Below are 17,050 nucleotides of genomic sequence, written 5' to 3'. Positions count from 1 at the left end.
AGGTCTGACCAGCAGCACGCGATCGACGCCGTCGCTTGAACTCAACGCGCCGGGCGCCGATCGCGACCGGCTGATGCGCGACGCGGTGCGTGCCTACGGATCACTCGAAAGTTCTCGTCGTGGCGAGGCTGTAGGGTCCTAACTCGACGTCTTGACCACCAGCTTGCCGACGTTTTTGCCGTCGAACAGCATGTTGATCGCCGTCGGCAGCTGTTCGAAACCCTCCACGACCGTCTCGAGTGGGGTCAGCTTGCCCGCGGCGATCAGCCCGGCGATTTCGCTGATTGCCTCGGGTGCGCGGCCCAGGTGGTCCAGGACGATAAAGCCCTGCAGCGTCGCGCGCTGGATCAGCAGGTTGCCGAATGCGCGCGGTCCCGGCGGCGGGTCGGCCTCGTTGTAGCCGGAGATCAAACCGCACAGCGCCACGCGTGCGCGAATGTTGAGGCGCGCGAAGACCGCGTCCATGATGACGCCCCCGACGTTCTCGAAGTCGACGTCGATGCCGTTGGGTGTGGCCGCTCGCAGCTGGGCGACCCAGTCGTCGGCGCGGTAGTCGACGGCCGCGTCGAAGCCGAGCTCCTCGGTGAGCAACCGGCACTTGTCCGGGCCGCCGGCGATCCCGACAACGCGTGCGCCATCGGCCTTGGCAAGCTGGCCGGCGACCGAGCCCACCGCGCCCGCCGCGGCCGAGACCACAACGGTCTCTGCAGGCTGCGGCTTGCCGATGTCGCGGATCCCGACCCAGGCGGTGAGCCCGGTCGTCCCGAGCGCGCCCAGGTAGGCGCTGGGGGAGATGCCTTCAGCGACGTCGACTCCGAACAACGGCATCGTGTCCGACGCGACTACGTACTCCTGCCAACCGACGAGACCCTGCACGATCTGGCCGACCGAATAATTGGGGTTCTTCGATTCCACGACGCGGCCGAGCCCGCCCGCACGCATCACCTCGCCGATACCGACCGGAGGCAGGTAGGTCGGCGTGTCATTGATCCAGGTCCGGTTGGTCGGATCGAGCGAGATCCATTCGACACGCACCAGCGCTTCGCCATCCCCGATCTCGGGGATCGCCTCCTCACTGAGCTCGAACGTGTTGGGGCCGATGCGTCCGGAGGGGCGCTCACGCAATAGGAAGCGGCGATTTCGATCAGGCATGAGCGCACGCTACCGGACGCTTATCTCCGGATCAATAGCCATGAAAGCTATTGGGACACAGCGCTTTACAAAAGATTTCGCGGTATCTGAGCTCGCGTCGGGCGCGTTCGGGCGGCGAATGCTATAACCCAACATATGGCGGAACACACCATCACCCACGTTTCCGACACCGCCCGGTGGACGGCATTGCATCGGGCAACCGAGTCTGCTCGCCCCGACGCGCTGTTTCACGATCCGCTCGCCGGGATGCTGGCCGGTGAACATGGCCGCGCGATCGTCGCCAACGTGCCCCGGTCGACGCGCAATGGCTGGTGGCTCGTCGCGCGCACCAAACTGATCGACGATGCGATTGCCGAGGCCATCGCCAACGGTTGCGACCGCGTGTTGAATCTGGCTGCCGGCCTGGATACCCGGCCTTATCGGTTGGACCTTCCCGCCGAGCTCGGGTGGGTAGAGGCGGATTTGCCGGCGTTACTCGCGGAGAAGACACAACTGCTCGCCGATCAGACACCGCGATGCCGGTTGAGCCGTACGGCCGTCGACCTCGCCGACCCGCAGGCCCGGGACGCATTCCTCGACGACGCGCTGGACGGCGCGCAGAAGGCTTTGGTGCTGACCGAGGGCCTCGTGATGTATCTCGACGACGCCGACGTCGTCTCACTGTCGCGGGCGATCACCCGGCCCGAGGTGGCCTGGTGGATGCTCGACTTCGCCGGTCCGGGTCTGCGAAAGATGATGAACAAGAAGATGGCGGGCCTGCTGGAAAATGCGCCGTTCCGATTCGCCCCGGAAAACGGCGTGGCCTATTTCGAAGAGCTGGGCTGGCGCACCGTCGAAGTGGAATCGCTGCTTGTCGCCGCCCAACGATTCCATCGCTTGCCGATGATCATGCGTCTCGCGGCATGGCTGCCCCAACCGGATCCACGCCACCCCGGCGGCAGGCCGTGGAGCGCGGCGGCTCTACTGACCCATTGAGCCAACTAGCAACCTGCGCAACCGATTTCGGCGCCTTGGCCGACACACCGATCGTGCGTTTCTTGAATGCGGCGCGTCTGGCACCTTACGATCGGGGGACAAGATCGGAATGCGGACTGTTCCCCTGCCAAAGTGCGGCGACGATCTTAGGATCGCGATATGCAGATCTCGGTCAAATTCGACTTGAGCTTCCAATACCGCGAGCTTGAGCAGTTGTGGCGCACCGCGGACCGCCTGGGTTTCGAAGCCGTGTGGGATTACGACCATTTCTACGGACCGGGGGAAAACACCGACCCGAATTATGAGGGCTGGACCACGCTGGCCGCGATGGCCGCGGTCACCAAGCGCGCGCGAATCGGCTGCCTGGTGTCCAGCGTGACGTTCCGGAACCTGGCGCTCATGGCCAATATGGCGGTCACCGTCGACCACATTTCCGATGGACGCCTCTACTTCGGCATCGGCGCCGGCTGGATAGAGGCCGAACATCGCGGGTACGGAATCGAGTTTCCCGGCCCCGGCACCCGCGTCGCGATGGTCGACGAGGCGCTGACCGTGCTTCGCAGGCTCTGGACGCAGGAATCGGTCACCTTCAACGGGCAGTTCTTCACCCTCGAGGACGCGCTGTGCGAGCCCAAACCCCTTCAGCAGCCACACCCGCCGATCGTGATCGGCGGGAGCGAGCCGAAGATGCTGCGCGTCGTCGCGCGTCACGCCGACATGTGGAATATGCCCGGACACGAGGGGCCGCAGCGATGGGGTGCCGTCAACGCACAACTCGACGAGGCGTGTGCCGAACTGCAACGCGCGCCGGCCGAGATCCTGCGCTCGGCACAGCTGTCGCTGCATCCGGGCGAAGCCGGCCAGGTGGATGAACAGCTCGCGTTGTTGCCGGAGTTCGAGCGGCTCGGTTGCGAGCAGATGGTGCTGGCGTTCCGCCAGCCACCAAGCGAAGCACTGCTAAAACGCTGCCTAGCTCTGGATTCCGGCATGCGGCCGATCGCGGCGGTATAAGCCACGCGCGTTCGCCATTCACATTGCGGCCAACGTGGAGGATTGTTAGCTCGGTGAGCGCGTGGCGAGTTGCTGTTGGGCCAGTCGTCGTGATGTTGATGGTCGGGTTCGCCGGACCGGTATGGGCCGATCCGCCGCCTACCCAGCAGATCACCACGGTGGCCGTCGGATCCAAAGGGCAGGCCGTCAACGGCTACCGCGAAATGCCTACCGAGGGCAATGTCCCCTTCGTTGAGGGCTGCGAAGCGTCGCCCTCGGCGGTGGCCGACGACGTCTACTCGTGCGCCCCGAGCGCGGCCGGCGCCGGCACCTGTTGGCCGTCGACGCCGGGATCGCTGTTGTGCGTAGACGATCCGTGGGACCAGCGTCTGCATCGGGTCACCTACAACGGTCAGCTGCCGCCGGTGCGGCCCCCGGCGTCACCAGAACCGTATGCGCTGGCCCTCGACGACGGCACCCGCTGTTCGCTGCGCAACGGCGGGGCCTGGGGCGGCCGAGACGATGGGTATGTCGGCGCCTATTGGTGCGGGAATGCCAGCGCCGGTCTCGTCGTCCTGTGTCTCCAAAACGCGCCGACCTGCATAGACGACCGAACGGGACCGACGTGGACGGTCAAAATCGGTCAACTGGGCGCGCCCGGCGCCCACCTTCCGCCACCGCAGACCCGCGCGGTAGCGAGCGCGTGGTTCGCCGGGGACCGAATCCCGGGCTGACGCCGCCGGCTACCAGACGCGTATCCAGTCGACGAGCATGTCGGCGGGGTAGGTGCCCGGCCCGGGATCGCCACCGCCGGAGCCGGCAACGGCGAGGTTGAACACCGGATACACGGTGTAGCCGGGGCCGTTGAACGGCCAATCCGGCAGCGAGCTGGCGGGTACGTCGAAATACGGCTGGGCGCCGTCGGAATAGTCCTTCCAGAACCTGATGCCGGCCTCGTCCCACTGGCATCGCCAGGTGTGCCAGGCGCTGTCGACCGCGATGTTGTGGGTCTTCCACTCGCCGCCGTTCGCCTTGGCGTGGACGGTGGTCGCCGACGGCCAGCTACCGTTGCCGTACCACTCCATCACGTCGATCTCGCCCTGATCGTCGTTGCCGAGCCAGTAAGCGGGCCAGGCGCCGGGGGTCAGGCAGTTCAGTCTGACCCGGGTTTCCCAGGTGTGGCCGACGCCGCCGCGCCACAGGCTTTGTACCTTGCCGCTGAAGTAGGTGGGGCCCTCTTTTGCGGCACGCAGGACGAGGTTGGAATTGCCGTCGACGAACACGTTCTTGCGGTCGTCGCGGTACTGCCCGATGTGCTCGGGCAGCTCCCAATACGTCGGGTCTTTGATCGTCTCGCGAGCTTTCGCGATCGCCCACTTCGACGGGTCGGGGGCCGAACCGGCCGGACCGTCGAATTCGTCGGAGAATATGTAGTTCCCGGCTTGCCCGCTGGGCGCGCCTGGCGGTGCGGTCCGCCCCGGATAAGCCCTGGCCGCAGGGATGGGGAGCGCGGCGGCCAGCACGCCGATCCCGGTCGTCAGCATCATCCGGCGACGGTCCATCTCAGGCATAAGCAAGCGACGATAGCAGCCCGGCGCTACGGGGTCGAAACAGAAATCGTGTCGGTGGCCGTCGCTAACATTTGGATCGCTGCCGCCCGAAACGGACGGCGGAACGGCACTAGCTCGGGATTTGGGATGAATTCACGGTCAATTCTCATGATCACGCTTGGTTTGGTCTCAGGATTGCCTGGGCATCCTGGATACGAACACATAACACGTCCATAGCTTTGCGGTTGAGTCGGTTGGTCTGAAAGGAGTTGACAAACATGGCGAATGCACCGGGTTCGACGGTTATTTTCCTTCAGTCACATCCGGCTTGGATCGCAGCCCAGCGACGTGAGCGTGAGTGCGCCGAATCCATGCGTCGTCACCCGTCATTTCGGGGCCGCCGAGGCGCCGCCGGGGTTGACCACGCGGTCGCCGCTGGTGGCCGTCACTTCACGGTTTATTCGAGCGGCGACACTCCCGCGTAAGCAATTTGGGCGGCCCGATATTCACCGATCGGGCCGGGCCCGTAGCGCAATCACGAACGCATCACCGCCCGCCTATCAGGACAGCGCCTGATGTCGATCACGAGGCATGAGTTTCGGCTTCGAGGTGCGCGTGCGATCTCAATGCCAGAACACAGTCGCGGCCTTGCATGATGTGCTCGGCCATCAGAGCGCCGGCCCGCTCGGGTTCACCGGCCGCGATCGCGTCACGCACCATTCGATGGAACAGGTTCGAGCGTTCACTATCGGCCCGCGATTGGTGCCGGAACACCTGATATACCAACGGAATATCAACCGCGTGCACGAGTAGCACAGACAACCTTCGATGGCGCGAACCCTTGACGACGCAGTGATGAAAGGCACTGTTGGCAGCCGTGATTCGGCGCAAACCCGCATCCAGCGAGCCGCCCGACACCAACTCGATTCCCGCGTCGAAGTCCGCGATCGCGGCGTCGAGAGCTGCGATGCCCTCGGCATCCATCCGCGCGGCGGCACGCTCGGCGGCCAGCGATTCCAGCCTGGCGCGTAGCTCGTAGTGGTCGCGGATGTCGGCCTCGGACAGCGTCGCGACCACCGCGCCCCGATTGCGCTCGATGACGACCAGGCCGTCGGCGGCCAAGGCCCGCAATGCTTCTCGTACCGGGGTGCGGGACAGATCGAACATCTCGCCGATTCGCTGCTCAACCAGCCGGGAGCCCGGCTCGAAGTCTCCCTCGGCGATCGCGCGACGGATTAACCGGTAAGCCACGTCCGACCGACCGTCGATCTCGGTCATCTCAGTCACCCCCGGACGTCGCGGCGCCGATGTCGAGCACGCCGCCGCCCTCGGGGTCGTCGACCTCCACAATCGGGTCGTCGACGTCGTCGAACTCCAGGCGCAGCGCCCGCGACATGATCGCGTGCATGACGTACATGGTTGTGGTGTAGGTAAATTCGAGGATCTCGGTATCGGTGAATACTTCGCGCAGTTGGGTGAACAACCGCTCGGGCACCCGACCCTGTTGGCCCGCAAGGCAATCCGCGTAGGCAAGCAGCAGGCGCTCGGTGTGATCAAAGCAGTCGGCGGTCTCCCACGAAGGGATGGCAGCGATCTTCTCCTCGGATATCCCCGCCGACCGGCATGCCTTGCAGTGTTGGGAGTACACGAACTGGCTCCCGACCACCCAGCCCGCCCTGATCTGGCCCAACTCACGATGATCGGGCCGGATGCTGACCTCTTGGCGATACAGGCGAAAGCCTCGCACCGCATGGCGCAGGGCGGCGGGGGACTGCGCCATCACCGTCCACCAGTTCCCCGAAGTCCCGCCGACGGCGCCCGGTTGGGCCACGGGATCGCGGTCGCCGAACATGAAGTCGTACATCTTCAGCGTGAACTCGTCGTCGACCTCACCTCTGGGAACGGGATTCAGGCGCGGCATTGCGGGTCCTCTCGGCGGGTGCAGATTGCATTCAATCCCAGCCTCAGCGGCCACGTCAATGCAGTTCGCAGCTCGGCTGCGCCCCGGATTGCGTACAGTCCGGCCTCGATCAGGGCCGCGGGCCGGCGAGGGTGATGGACCGCGAAAGCATCGCCGATCTCGGCCAGGGTGGTGCGGCGGTCGTGCGGCGGTCGAAATTCGACAGGTTTCGCCGGCCGATCCCGGTCGTGCGACGTAGCCTTAGCCCCATGAGTCACGGCGACGAGCCAGCGTGCGAGTATCTTCGCGGAGCCGGGCGAATTGCCATGGCACACAGGGGATTCACGTCGTTCAAGTTTCCGATGAACACGATGGGCGCGTTTGACGAGGCCGCCAAGCTCGGATTCCGCTATATCGAGACCGACGTCCGGGCCACCCGAGACGGTGTGGCGGTGATCCTGCACGACCGCCGGCTCCCGGCACAATGCGGGCTACCGGGCACGATCGACCGCCTCGCGTGGCGGGATGCCCGCACGGCGGATCTCGGTGCGGGGCAGACGATCCCGGCGCTAGAGGAGCTCCTGGTCGCGCTGCCGGCGATGCGGGTCAATATCGATATCAAAGCCGAGTCGGCCATCGAGCCGACGGTCGAGGTCATCGAGCGGCTCAACGCGCACGACCGGGTACTGGTCACGTCGTTCTCCGACCGGCGTCGCCGCCGCGCGCTGGGCCTGCTGTCCAAACGGGTCGCGAGTTCGGCGGGCACGGTCGCCTTCCCGGCGCTCGTGGCCGCGAAGACACCGGCCGGCCGCGCGTATGCCTGGCGGATGCTGCACGACAGCGACTGCTTACAACTGCCGCCGCGGCTGGGTCGCCTGCCGGTCATCACGCCGGCGCTGGTCCGGGCCGCTCACGCCGCGGGACGTCAGGTGCACGCATGGACGGTTGACGACCCGGCGGTCATGCGTGCGCTACTCGACATCGGCGTGGACGGCATCATCACCGATCGCGCCGATCTACTTCGCGACGTGCTGATCGCCCGCGCTGAGTGGTCGCCGCTGAGCTAGAGCTTGCTTGCTGCGAAGTCGGCGGCCTGGTTCGCCATGCCCGCCCCGACGTACGCGCTAGCCAGATGCTGTGGCCAGTTCTCTTGCCAGGTGTTCGGGTCCGCGGGGTTGCAGATTGGGTCGGCGCCGTGGCACAACTCAATCGTCCGGTCGTTGTAGGTCGGGTTGAAGTTCGTGATCGGGCCCACCCACTGGCTTCCGTTGCCGAACAGCGCGACGGCCGCGATGTGCTGATCCATGCCCGCCGGCAGGGGGCTGTCGAACCCGAACGCGCCGATCGGCGCGGCGAGCACCACGTCGGTCACCGCCGCTCCGAGTGAGTAGCCACCCAGCACGAGTCGGGTGTCGGGGCAGTTGTTGGCCATGTCCTGGATGTGGTGACTCATGTCGTTGGCGCCGATATCGACCTGCGTATCAGCGGGGTACTTGACGGCATACGAGCCGAAGCTCCGGTTTCCAACCTTCGAGGAAAGCGCGTTAATGAACGCGTTGCCGAGCACACCGGGCCCCGGCGACTCGTACCGGCCGCGGGCGAACACCACCTGAACCGCAGGACAGCTGGCCGACGCCGACGGCAGGGCACCCGACGTCCGGGAGAGGACCGCGGGAGCCAGTATCAGTGCGCCTGCGATCACGACCGCCGCGAGGCACACACCACATGATTTACGGAGAAGTAAAGCGCGCACAGCATGATGTTAGGACGAACTCGCCGCCTCCGCCTGGCAGGGTGACCCGCTCTTTGCACCGAGTTTGACCACGCTGTTGGTCGAAGCACGCCGGACGATAGGTTCAGCTGATGAGCAACACCGACACGAGTGCACCCGAGCGCTTGTTCGCGCTGGCCGCGCAGGTCACGGGCTTCATGCCAGAGGACGAAGGGCGCGCGCTCTATGACGCGGCGCTGCGGTATCTGGACGGCGGTGTCGGTGTCGAGATCGGTACCTATTGCGGCAAATCCACCTTGCTGCTCGGTGCAGCGGCACAGCAGACGGCCGGTGTGCTGTACACGGTCGACCATCACCACGGCTCCGAGGAACATCAGGCCGGCTGGGAGTATCACGACGCCTCGTTGGTCGACGAGGTCACCGGACTGTTCGACACCCTGCCCACGTTTCGTCGCACGCTCGATGCGGCCGGACTGGACGACCACGTGGTCGCCATCGTGGGCAAGTCTCCGGTCGTGGCCCGCGGGTGGCGGTCACCGCTGCGGTTCTTGTTCATCGACGGTGGCCACTCCGAGGCCGCCGCCACCGAGGACTTCAACGGATGGGCGAAGTGGGTAAGTGTGGGCGGGGCCCTGGTCATCCATGACGTGTTTCCCGATCCAACCGACGGCGGGCGGCCACCGTATTACATCTATTGCCGCGCGATAGATTCCGGCCAATTCCGGGAGATCCACGCGCTCGGCTCGCTGCGGGTGCTCGAACGCATCGGCGGCCGGGTGGGCGAGCCGATCGAAATTACCGACCAGGGCCGGTAACGACGCACTCGCAATCGAAGTCGGTCTGCAGACCCAGCGGCAGGTCGTCGCCGCGGAAGATCCCCGCACCCGGGGTGGTGTCCGACAGCGCATCCGCCGCCAAGATCACCGCCGCGCCCGTCCACGCCGTGCGCTCTTCGGGCCAGCGCTTCCCGTCGGCGAATACCAAGCCCGTCCAATACGAGCCGTCTTTTTCACGAAGGTGCTGCATTGCCGCGAATTGCTGGTGAGCGACCGGTCGTTGACCCATCGCGTCGAGCGCCATGACCAACTCGCAGGTTTCGGCGCCGGTCACCCACGGCCGATCGTCGACGCAGCGGATGCCAAGGCCGTCGACGACAAAGTCGTCCCAGCGGTGCTTGATGCGGGCCGCCGCCCCCGGACCCCGCAGCGCGCCGCCGAGGATGGGGTAGTACCAGTCCATCGAGTAGCGGTCTTTCTCGGTGAACGCCTCTGGATGCGCGACCAGCGCATGGCCCAGCCGACCCACGGCCAGCTCCCATTCGGGTTGCGGATCGTCCACCAGGGCGGCCAGCGCCAACGCACACCGGATGCTGTGATACACGCTGGCGCAACCGGTCAGCAGAGCTTCGCGCACCGGTCCCGTTTCGCCTCGCGCCCAACAGATCTCGCCGTAGCCGACCTGCAGGTCGATGACGAAGTCGATGGCCTTGTGTACCACCGGCCACATCGATGCGGCGAAGGACATGTCACCGGTGACCGACACGTAATGCCAGACGCCGGTGGCGATATAGGCGCAGAAATTGCTATCGCTGTTGGCGTCTTCGATTGTCCCCGAACGAAATTGGAGAGGCCAGGATCCGTCACGCCGCTGATTACGGCGACTCCACTCATAGGCGGCTCGGGCCGGTTCCAGTAATCCGGCCGCGGTGAGCGCCATGGCCGATTCGACGTGATCCCACGGGTCGGTGTGACCGCCGTGGAACCAGGGGATGGCACCCGATGACTCCTGCTCGGCGGCGATGGACAGGGCTGTCTGGCGACACTGCTCCGGACTCAACACACCCGGAACTGCCGGCGGGTTATATCGACGCAACTGAATACCCCAGAGTTGCTTCGGTTCCCGCCTTCTGCGCCTTGGTGAAGTACATCGCCACGCTCTTGCCCACCAGCGGGTTGAGCACCGACTCCGCGATCCGGGTGAGCCTCGGCCGCCGCATAAGGTCCCACACCAGAAGCTTGTGGTAGGCGGTCACCGCCGGGTGATCGGTATTTTCAACTCCGACAGCACATTTCAGCCACCAGAACGGTGCATGTAGTGCATGCGCATGATGCGAATGCGTCAATTGCAGGCCATTGGCCGCGATCTTGTCCCGCAGCTCACTAGCCCGGTAGATGCGGATGTGGCCGCCCAGGTTGGCGTGATATTCGTCGGACAGCAGCCAGCACACCTGTTCGGGAAGCCAGCGGGGCACCGAGACCGCCAGGGTGCCACCGACTTTGAGCACCCGGATCAACTCCGCGATTGCCGCGTCGTCTTGGGTGACGTGTTCTAGAATTTCGGATGCGATGACGCAGTCGAATGTCTCGTCTGGATACGGCAAGCTCAACGCATCGCCGACGACCGCCTCCGCCGTTGCCGCAGCGGGCGCTTCGCCGTTTTCGGCCATCGCGCGAAGAATTGTTTCCACGGACTTCAACTCGGCCTCGTCACGGTCGAACGCGATGATGTCGGCACCGCGGCGATACGCCTCGAACGCATGCCGACCGGCTCCGCAGCCCACGTCGATCACCTTGCTGGACGGGCCGATGCCGAGCCGATCGAAATCGACCGTCAGCATTGCAGTTCGCCTTCGGTGAGGGCACTTCGTGCAATCGCCCGCTCATAGATCCGCACGGTCTGGGCGGCGACGGCTTCCCAGCTGAACACGCTGACGGCGCGCGCCCGTCCCGCCTTGCCGAGGCTGCGGCGCTTTTCCGGCGAGTCGAGGAGCTCGCCGAGTGCGCGGGTCAGCGCGTCGACGTCGGCGGGCGGTACCAACTCGGCGCAGGCGCCGTCGGTCCCGAGGACCTCGGGCAGCGCACCTACCCGGCTCGCGACGATCGGGGTCCCACTCGACATCGCCTCCACGGCGGGCAGCGAAAACCCTTCGTAGAGCGACGGTATGCAGGCGACCTCGGCCGAGGCGAACAGGGCGGCCAGCTCGGCGTCGGTCAGCCCACTGGTGATGTGGACGATGTCCGAGATCCCCAGTTCTGCGATGAGCTTGTGGGTGGGCCCGTTAGGTTCCACCTTGGCGACGAGCCGCAACTCGACATCGCGGTTCACCCGAGTTTTAGCGACCGCGTGCAGCAGGGTACTGACGCCCTTCAGCGGGGTGTCGGCGCTGGCGATCGCGATCACCCGGCCGGGCTGGCGTGGACCCGAACCCGGCTTGAACAGCTCGGTGTTCACCCCCAGCGGCACCACGTGCAGCTGCTGGGGCAACACCCCGAAATCGGAGATGATGTCGGCGGCCGACGACGACGAGACCGTCAAGAGCTCCGGGATCTGTCGCGCCACTTGTTGCTGCATGTCCAAGAATCCATACCAGCGGCGTACCAACGGCTTTCGCCACCACTTGGCCGCGGCGACGTCGAGCACCCGGTCACGGGTGATGGGGTGGTGCACGGTGGCCACCACCGGCATTCCGGTGGCGGCAATGGTCAACAGGCCGGTTCCCAGACTCTGGTTGTCGTGGACGACGTCGAATTCGGATGCGCGCTCGGCCAACAGGCGCGCGGCGCGCAGCGTGAAAGTCCGCGGCTCGGGAAAGCCTGCCGTCCACACGGTCAGAAGTTCCCGGAGGTCGATCGAGTCGTGTATCTCGCTGGGACGGGGGATCCGGAACGGGTCGGGCTCTCGGTACATATCGAGGCTTGGAACCTCGGTCAATCGCACCCGAGGATCGAGCAATTCCGGATACGGCTGCCCGGAAAACACTTCGACATCGTGACCAAGTTCCACCAGACCGTGGCTGAGATGTCGTATGTAGAAGCCCTGCCCGCCGCAATGGGTCTTACTACGGTAGGACAGCAAGGCAATTCGCATACTCAACTCTTCTTTGCTGGTTTAACGAACGCGGAGGGCGCCGAATCCATTGCGATCAACGGGCTCCCGAATCCCGTGACAGCAAACTGGACATGTGTCCAGACTATAGTTCGATCAGCTAATCGACGCAACGCGCCATCGGTGCCCTTCAATACTAGGTAGCGGCGATTTTCGTTCGTCGGCGAGGTCCGCTGGATAACTGTTCCCGGTCGCGCGGAGCCAACCAAGGGTCGGAACATGTTGTGAGCCAATGGGCTGAGCCGTGCTGGACCCGATGGCACCTTTGTTTGCTGGGTTGGCAACCGATGGTCTCGCCGACGCATCCGGTTCAGCGATCGAACAGAGCGGACAGGGCGTCGGAGACCATGTCCTCGGGGTCTTGGTCGATCTCGACATTCCGTAGCTCGCCCTCGATGGTCAGCGATGCGATGCCATGCACGAGCGACCAGAGCGGTCCGGCCACCTCGCGCGGTTGTCGGCCGCGCAGCACGCCGGCGGCCTGGCATCCGGCGATCGCGTCAGGCAGGACTCCGAAGGCTTGACTTGCGGCGACAGCCAGGCTCGGATGCTTGGTTTTGTCGGTATCGGCGCCGAACATGACCCGATACTGGTCCGGATGGCCGATGGCCCAGCGGACGTAGGCGCGGCCGATTTCGATCAGCTTGTCGGTCGGCCCGGACGCGGCATCGGCGCCGGCGGTCAATGTGGCGTGGAGGTCGAGAAACCCCTGCTCGGCAACGGTAGCGAGCAGGTGGGCCTTGTCGGTGAAGTGACGGTATGGCGCCGCGGCGCTGACGCCCGCCCGCCGGGCCGCCTCGGTCAAGGTGAAACCCTTCGGCCCCCGCTCAGCCACCAGCGAGAGCGCGGCGCTGGTCAGCGCTCGTTTGAGGTCACCGTGGTGGTAGCTGTCCCGGCGGGTCTGCGCCGCCGCCGGAGCCTTCTTTCCGGACATGTTGACGACATTAACATGCTGGTCTATGTTAATTGCATTCACATCATCGAAGGGAGCGAAAATGTCATCTCCATCGAGCACCGGCTGGGCGGTGATCACGGGTGCCAGCTCGGGGTTCGGCGCGGTCTTCGCCGACCTGCTGGCCAAGCGCGGCTTGTCATTGCTGCTGGCCGGACGTGACGAGGACCGGCTTAACGCGGTCGCGCAGCGGGTCCGTCAGGCGGCCCCCGTTGAGGTCGAATTGGTCGTCGGCGACCTCGGTGCCGCGGACGGCGTCGATGCCCTCGCGTCCCGCCTGGCGGGGCGGACGATCGAGGTGCTGGTCAACAACGCCGGTTTCGGCACCTACGGCCGATTTGCAGAACTGGACGCCGACCGCGAGCACGAGCTGGTGGCGGTCAATGTCGACGCTCTGGTCCGCCTCACCCACGCGGTGCTGCCCGGCATGCTCGCCCGCCGTCGCGGCGGCATCCTCAACGTCGCCTCCACCATCGCGTTTCAGCCCGGGACCTATCAGGCCACCTACGGGGCCTCGAAGGCGTTCGTGCTGTCGCTCAGCCAGGCCCTGTGGGCCGAATGTCGCGGCTCGGGCGTCACGGTGACCGCGTTGTGCCCAGGACCCACCCGGACGGGGTTCGTCGATGCGCTGGGATCGGATGTCTCGCATACCGCGGTCTACCGGCACCTGGCCGCGCCCGAACCGGTGGCGGCCGCCGGGCTGCGCGCGCTCGACCGAGGCCGCGCCGTCGCGGTTCCCGGGTGGCGCAACCGGATCATGACCGCCGGCGGCCGCTTCTCACCCGGTTGGCTTTCGGCCTTGATCAGCGCCCGCATGTTGCGGCCCGCGGCCGCGACGACACACGCGAGCCGTTGAGATGTCCGGCAAGGTCTTCACATTCGTGGTCAGCCGAACGACACGCGCATCTGCCGCGACCTTGTTTCGCCTGGAGACCGACGGCGCCCATTGGTCCGACTGGGCGAAACCACTTATCGCCCAGTCGAGCTGGGAGCGGCAGGGAGATCCGGCACCCGCCGGCATCGGAGCGGTACGCAAAGTGGGGATGTGGCCGATGTTGATGCGGGAAGAGACGATCGGGTACGAACAGGACCGCCGGCACGTTTACCTGCATATCGGGCCCCCACTGCCGGCGCGTAACTACCGGGCCGAGATGCTGTTAACGCCCAATCCGGCAGGAGGCACCGAGATCCGCTGGACCGGGTCCTTCACCGAAAGTCTGTGCGGCACGGGCTACATTATGCGCACTTTTCTGCATGGCGTGGTCGGCTTCCTTGCTAATCGCCTAGTGAAAGCCGCTGAGAGGTTATAACTCTCAGCACAGCACCAACCTTCCCGGCTTCGACTCCGAATTGCTATCAGTCATGCGGGAATTCGCGAAACCGGTGAACTATCCGGCTCGACCCCGCGTGGCTAGGTATCAAGCGCTATACCAAGCGACTCGGAGGAGCCATCGTGAATGTTGTGTTGAAGCCGCGGTACGACGTGATCGTGTGCGGTGCGGGGTCGTCGGGTTCGGTGATCGCTCGGCGGTTGGCGGAAAACCCCGACGTATCCGTTCTGCTGCTGGAAGCCGGTGGCAGCGATGACGTCCCCACCGTCACCGAGGCGAACCAGTGGCCGCTGAACCTGGGCGGTGAGCGCGACTGGGGCTTCGTATCCGAGCCCGACCCCAGGCTGTACGGGCGCTCGATCGGTTTCTCGATGGGCAAGGTGCTCGGCGGCGGTTCCAGCATCAACGTGATGATCTGGGCGCGCGGGCACCGCAGCGACTGGGACCTCTTCGCCGCCGAATCCGGCGAACCGGCCTGGGGCTACGAGCCGGTCCTGGAGCTGTACCGGCAGATCGAGGACTGGCACGGCGTCGGCGAACCGGACCATCGAGGCAGGGGAGGACCGGTATTCGTTCAGCCCGCTCCCGACCCGCATCCGGTCGCGTCGGCGGCGGTGAAAGCGGCCAGGACAGTGGGGATCCCAACATTTCAGAGCCCCAACGGTCGCATGATGGAGGAAATGCGCGGTGCCGGCATCACCGACGTGCGCCGCCATGGCGAGAAACGCCTGTCGGTATACCGCACCTATACGGCGCCGTATGAGGACAAGCCGAATCTCACGGTAGTGCCGCATGCCCTGGTGACGCGGGTGACATTCGAGGGGAATCGGGCCACGGGCGTCGAAATCCGCCATGGCGGCGCCGTGCATCACGTAACCGCTGACACCGAGGTGGTGTTGTCGCTCGGGGCGATTCACACGCCCAAGGTGCTGATGCAGTCCGGCGTCGGGGATGAAGGTGAACTGCGCCGTGTCGGCATCACAGTCCGCCAGCACCTGCCTGGGGTTGGGCGCAATCTCCAGGACCACTTCGGTTTCAGCTGCGTGTGGGAGTTTCCCGACGACGTACAGGCCAACTCCGAGGCGGGCGCGACGTTGTTCTGGGACTCCGGACTCGGTGGTCTCGACGGGCCGGATCTGTTCGCCTGCGTGGGGTCCTTCGCCCTGTCCACGCCAGAGAATACTGCGAAATATGGCCTGCCAGCGAACAGCTGGACCTTGTTCGGATCCCCCACGCATCCGAAAAGCCGCGGCCGGGTGCGACTCACCGGGCCCGATCCGCACGACCCGATTCAGATCGAAGCGAACGCGCTGTCGGATCCGCACGATGTCAAGACGGGGATCGCCTGCATCGAAACCCTGCGCGAAATCGGCAATTCCGCGGAGCTGCGGCCGTTTATGACCAGGGAAGTCATGCCGGGCAACCTGACCGGCGACGAGCTGGAAACGTACTTGCGCAATGCGGTGACCACGTATTGGCACGAATCAGGAACGGCGAAGATGGGCCGCGACTCGATGTCGGTGGTCGACGGACGTCTCAACGTCTACGGCGTCGAGAAGCTGCGCGTCGCGGACGCGTCGATCATGCCGCGCATCACCAGCGGCAACACGATGGCACCTTGCGTCGTGATCGGTGAGCGCGCCGCGCAGTTCATCAAGGCCGAACATCGGCTCTGACATCAAAGGATGTCAGGCCGCAGATCAGTCCGCCGCGCATACTGCAACGAATCCACAACAACCAATCATCAACGCCTCGACAGGAATTCGAAGTCATGTTGGAAGTCATCGACAAGGGTCAACCCAGCAAGGAGCACCCACACCCCTTGCTTTTCGTGCACGGCGCGTTCCAGGGCGCATGGAGCTGGGATGTGCACTTTCTGGACTACTTCGCCGAACGCGGGTTTCGTGTCGTTGCGCCCAGCTACCGCGGCCACGGTCGTAGCCCGGTGGACAAACCGATGCGTTTGTGTTCGATTTCGGACTTCGTCGCCGATATTTCTTCCATCGCGAACAGGATTGCACCACAACCGATCCCGATCGGACATTCGATGGGCGGATTCATTGTGCAGAAGTATCTCGAAAACAACGACGCACCGGCCGGGGTGCTGCTCGCATCCGCACCGCCGCGCGGACATCTGCGGCCCATGCTGCGGACAATGCGCCAACGGCCTTGGGGCTGCACGAAATTCGCATTCACTGGCCGGCCCAGCGACTTCTACGGGGGGACGGTGGCAGGGGCGCGCGAGCTGTTCTTCAGCGAAGAGACACCCGAATCCCTCGTTAGCGACGGCACCGAGCGACTTCAGCCGGACAGCACGAGGGCGATCCTCGGCGACATGGTCGCACTCAATCTCGTCAACACCGCACGCGTCACCACGCCGGTTCTGGTGCTGGGGGGAGAGCGAGACATGATCTATCGCCCCGCCGACGTGCACGCGACGGCCCGGGCCCACGGAACCCAACCAATGCTGATCCCGAACATGGGGCACGAGATGATGCTGGAACCGGGATGGGCCACGGCCGCCGGCCGCATCCTGTCGTGGCTGCAGGAGCGGGGACTGTAGCCCGTTTTGTTACGCTCGCG

Annotated in this window: 18 protein-coding genes; 9 read left to right on the top strand and 9 right to left on the bottom strand. The window is 65.3% G+C overall.

The features are described from left to right. Positions 1–138 precede the first annotated feature (138 nt). A complete protein-coding gene (locus tag SKC41_RS17665; RefSeq protein ID WP_330979001.1) occupies positions 139–1,152 on the bottom strand; it encodes an NADP-dependent oxidoreductase in 1,014 nt (337 codons plus the stop codon). Positions 1,153–1,287: 135 nt separating this feature from the next. On the opposite strand from SKC41_RS17665, the gene SKC41_RS17660 reads away from it, so the two are divergent. From SKC41_RS17660 to SKC41_RS17650, 3 genes are all read left to right on the top strand, one after another. Then, positions 1,288–2,127: a class I SAM-dependent methyltransferase gene (locus SKC41_RS17660; protein ID WP_330979000.1), complete on the top strand. Its 840-nt coding sequence runs from the start codon at positions 1,288–1,290 to the stop codon at positions 2,125–2,127. A gap of 159 nt (positions 2,128–2,286) precedes the next feature. Next, positions 2,287–3,138, top strand: a complete 852-nt coding sequence (locus SKC41_RS17655; protein ID WP_330978999.1) for an LLM class flavin-dependent oxidoreductase — start codon at positions 2,287–2,289, stop codon at positions 3,136–3,138. A 53-nt stretch (positions 3,139–3,191) separates the two neighbouring features. Continuing rightward, a complete protein-coding gene (locus SKC41_RS17650) occupies positions 3,192–3,851 on the top strand; it encodes a hypothetical protein (protein ID WP_330978998.1) in 660 nt (219 codons plus the stop codon). 9 nt (positions 3,852–3,860) lie between these two features. Here the strand turns inward: SKC41_RS17650 and SKC41_RS17645 are convergent, their stop codons facing one another. From SKC41_RS17645 to SKC41_RS17635, 3 genes are all read right to left on the bottom strand, one after another. Then, complete coding sequence (locus tag SKC41_RS17645) at positions 3,861–4,688, bottom strand: glycoside hydrolase family 16 protein (RefSeq protein WP_330978997.1); 828 nt, start codon at positions 4,686–4,688, stop codon at positions 3,861–3,863. A 561-nt stretch (positions 4,689–5,249) separates the two neighbouring features. Then, positions 5,250–5,945 (bottom strand): GntR family transcriptional regulator, encoded by a 696-nt coding sequence (locus SKC41_RS17640; protein WP_330978996.1) that lies wholly within the window; start codon positions 5,943–5,945, stop codon positions 5,250–5,252. Position 5,946: 1 nt separating this feature from the next. Then, entirely contained in the window at positions 5,947–6,588 is a 642-nt protein-coding gene (locus tag SKC41_RS17635) for a carboxymuconolactone decarboxylase family protein (RefSeq protein ID WP_330978995.1), read from the bottom strand. Between the two features lie 248 nt (positions 6,589–6,836). Here SKC41_RS17635 and SKC41_RS17630 point away from each other — a divergent pair, with 248 nt between their 5' ends. Next, positions 6,837–7,634 (top strand): glycerophosphodiester phosphodiesterase, encoded by a 798-nt coding sequence (locus SKC41_RS17630; protein WP_330978994.1) that lies wholly within the window; start codon positions 6,837–6,839, stop codon positions 7,632–7,634. Here SKC41_RS17630 and SKC41_RS17625 read toward each other — a convergent pair. Further along, the gene (locus SKC41_RS17625) at positions 7,631–8,320 is read right to left on the bottom strand and encodes a cutinase family protein (RefSeq protein WP_330978993.1); all 690 of its coding nucleotides are present in this window, start codon (positions 8,318–8,320) and stop codon (positions 7,631–7,633) included. The two genes, SKC41_RS17630 and SKC41_RS17625, sit on opposite strands and share 4 nt — an antisense overlap. Positions 8,321–8,430: 110 nt before the next feature. On the opposite strand from SKC41_RS17625, the gene SKC41_RS17620 reads away from it, so the two are divergent. Continuing rightward, a complete protein-coding gene (locus SKC41_RS17620) occupies positions 8,431–9,114 on the top strand; it encodes a class I SAM-dependent methyltransferase (RefSeq protein WP_330978992.1) in 684 nt (227 codons plus the stop codon). Here SKC41_RS17620 and SKC41_RS17615 read toward each other — a convergent pair. The 4 genes from SKC41_RS17615 to SKC41_RS17600 all read right to left on the bottom strand — a co-directional run bounded on the left by SKC41_RS17615 (position 9,095) and on the right by SKC41_RS17600 (position 13,118). Beyond that, the gene (locus SKC41_RS17615) at positions 9,095–10,171 is read right to left on the bottom strand and encodes a prenyltransferase (RefSeq protein WP_330978991.1); all 1,077 of its coding nucleotides are present in this window, start codon (positions 10,169–10,171) and stop codon (positions 9,095–9,097) included. The genes SKC41_RS17620 and SKC41_RS17615 overlap by 20 nt on opposite strands. Then, on the bottom strand, positions 10,158–10,916 hold the full coding sequence (locus tag SKC41_RS17610; RefSeq protein WP_330978990.1) for a class I SAM-dependent methyltransferase: 759 nt from the start codon (positions 10,914–10,916) through the stop codon (positions 10,158–10,160). The genes SKC41_RS17615 and SKC41_RS17610 overlap by 14 nt, the downstream gene beginning before the upstream one ends. Next, positions 10,910–12,166, bottom strand: a complete 1,257-nt coding sequence (locus tag SKC41_RS17605) for a glycosyltransferase family 4 protein (RefSeq protein WP_330978989.1) — start codon at positions 12,164–12,166, stop codon at positions 10,910–10,912. The genes SKC41_RS17610 and SKC41_RS17605 overlap by 7 nt, the downstream gene beginning before the upstream one ends. A 328-nt stretch (positions 12,167–12,494) precedes the next feature. After that, the gene (locus tag SKC41_RS17600) at positions 12,495–13,118 is read right to left on the bottom strand and encodes a TetR/AcrR family transcriptional regulator (RefSeq protein WP_330979538.1); all 624 of its coding nucleotides are present in this window, start codon (positions 13,116–13,118) and stop codon (positions 12,495–12,497) included. 61 nt (positions 13,119–13,179) lie between these two features. On the opposite strand from SKC41_RS17600, the gene SKC41_RS17595 reads away from it, so the two are divergent. The 4 genes from SKC41_RS17595 to SKC41_RS17580 all read left to right on the top strand — a co-directional run bounded on the left by SKC41_RS17595 (position 13,180) and on the right by SKC41_RS17580 (position 17,030). After that, positions 13,180–13,992 (top strand): SDR family NAD(P)-dependent oxidoreductase, encoded by an 813-nt coding sequence (locus tag SKC41_RS17595; RefSeq protein WP_330978988.1) that lies wholly within the window; start codon positions 13,180–13,182, stop codon positions 13,990–13,992. A gap of 1 nt (position 13,993) precedes the next feature. Further along, positions 13,994–14,446, top strand: a complete 453-nt coding sequence (locus SKC41_RS17590) for an SRPBCC family protein (RefSeq protein ID WP_330978987.1) — start codon at positions 13,994–13,996, stop codon at positions 14,444–14,446. 143 nt (positions 14,447–14,589) lie between these two features. Continuing rightward, on the top strand, positions 14,590–16,143 hold the full coding sequence (locus tag SKC41_RS17585) for a GMC family oxidoreductase (protein ID WP_330978986.1): 1,554 nt from the start codon (positions 14,590–14,592) through the stop codon (positions 16,141–16,143). Between the two features lie 95 nt (positions 16,144–16,238). Next, entirely contained in the window at positions 16,239–17,030 is a 792-nt protein-coding gene (locus SKC41_RS17580) for an alpha/beta hydrolase (RefSeq protein WP_330978985.1), read from the top strand. Positions 17,031–17,050: the final 20 nt, after the last annotated feature.

It is taken from the genome of Mycobacterium sp. 050128, assembly GCF_036409155.1.
Classification (GTDB): domain Bacteria; phylum Actinomycetota; class Actinomycetes; order Mycobacteriales; family Mycobacteriaceae; genus Mycobacterium.
Note: the sequence above shows the minus strand (reverse complement) of the source record. Positions and strands in the feature narration are given on the sequence as shown.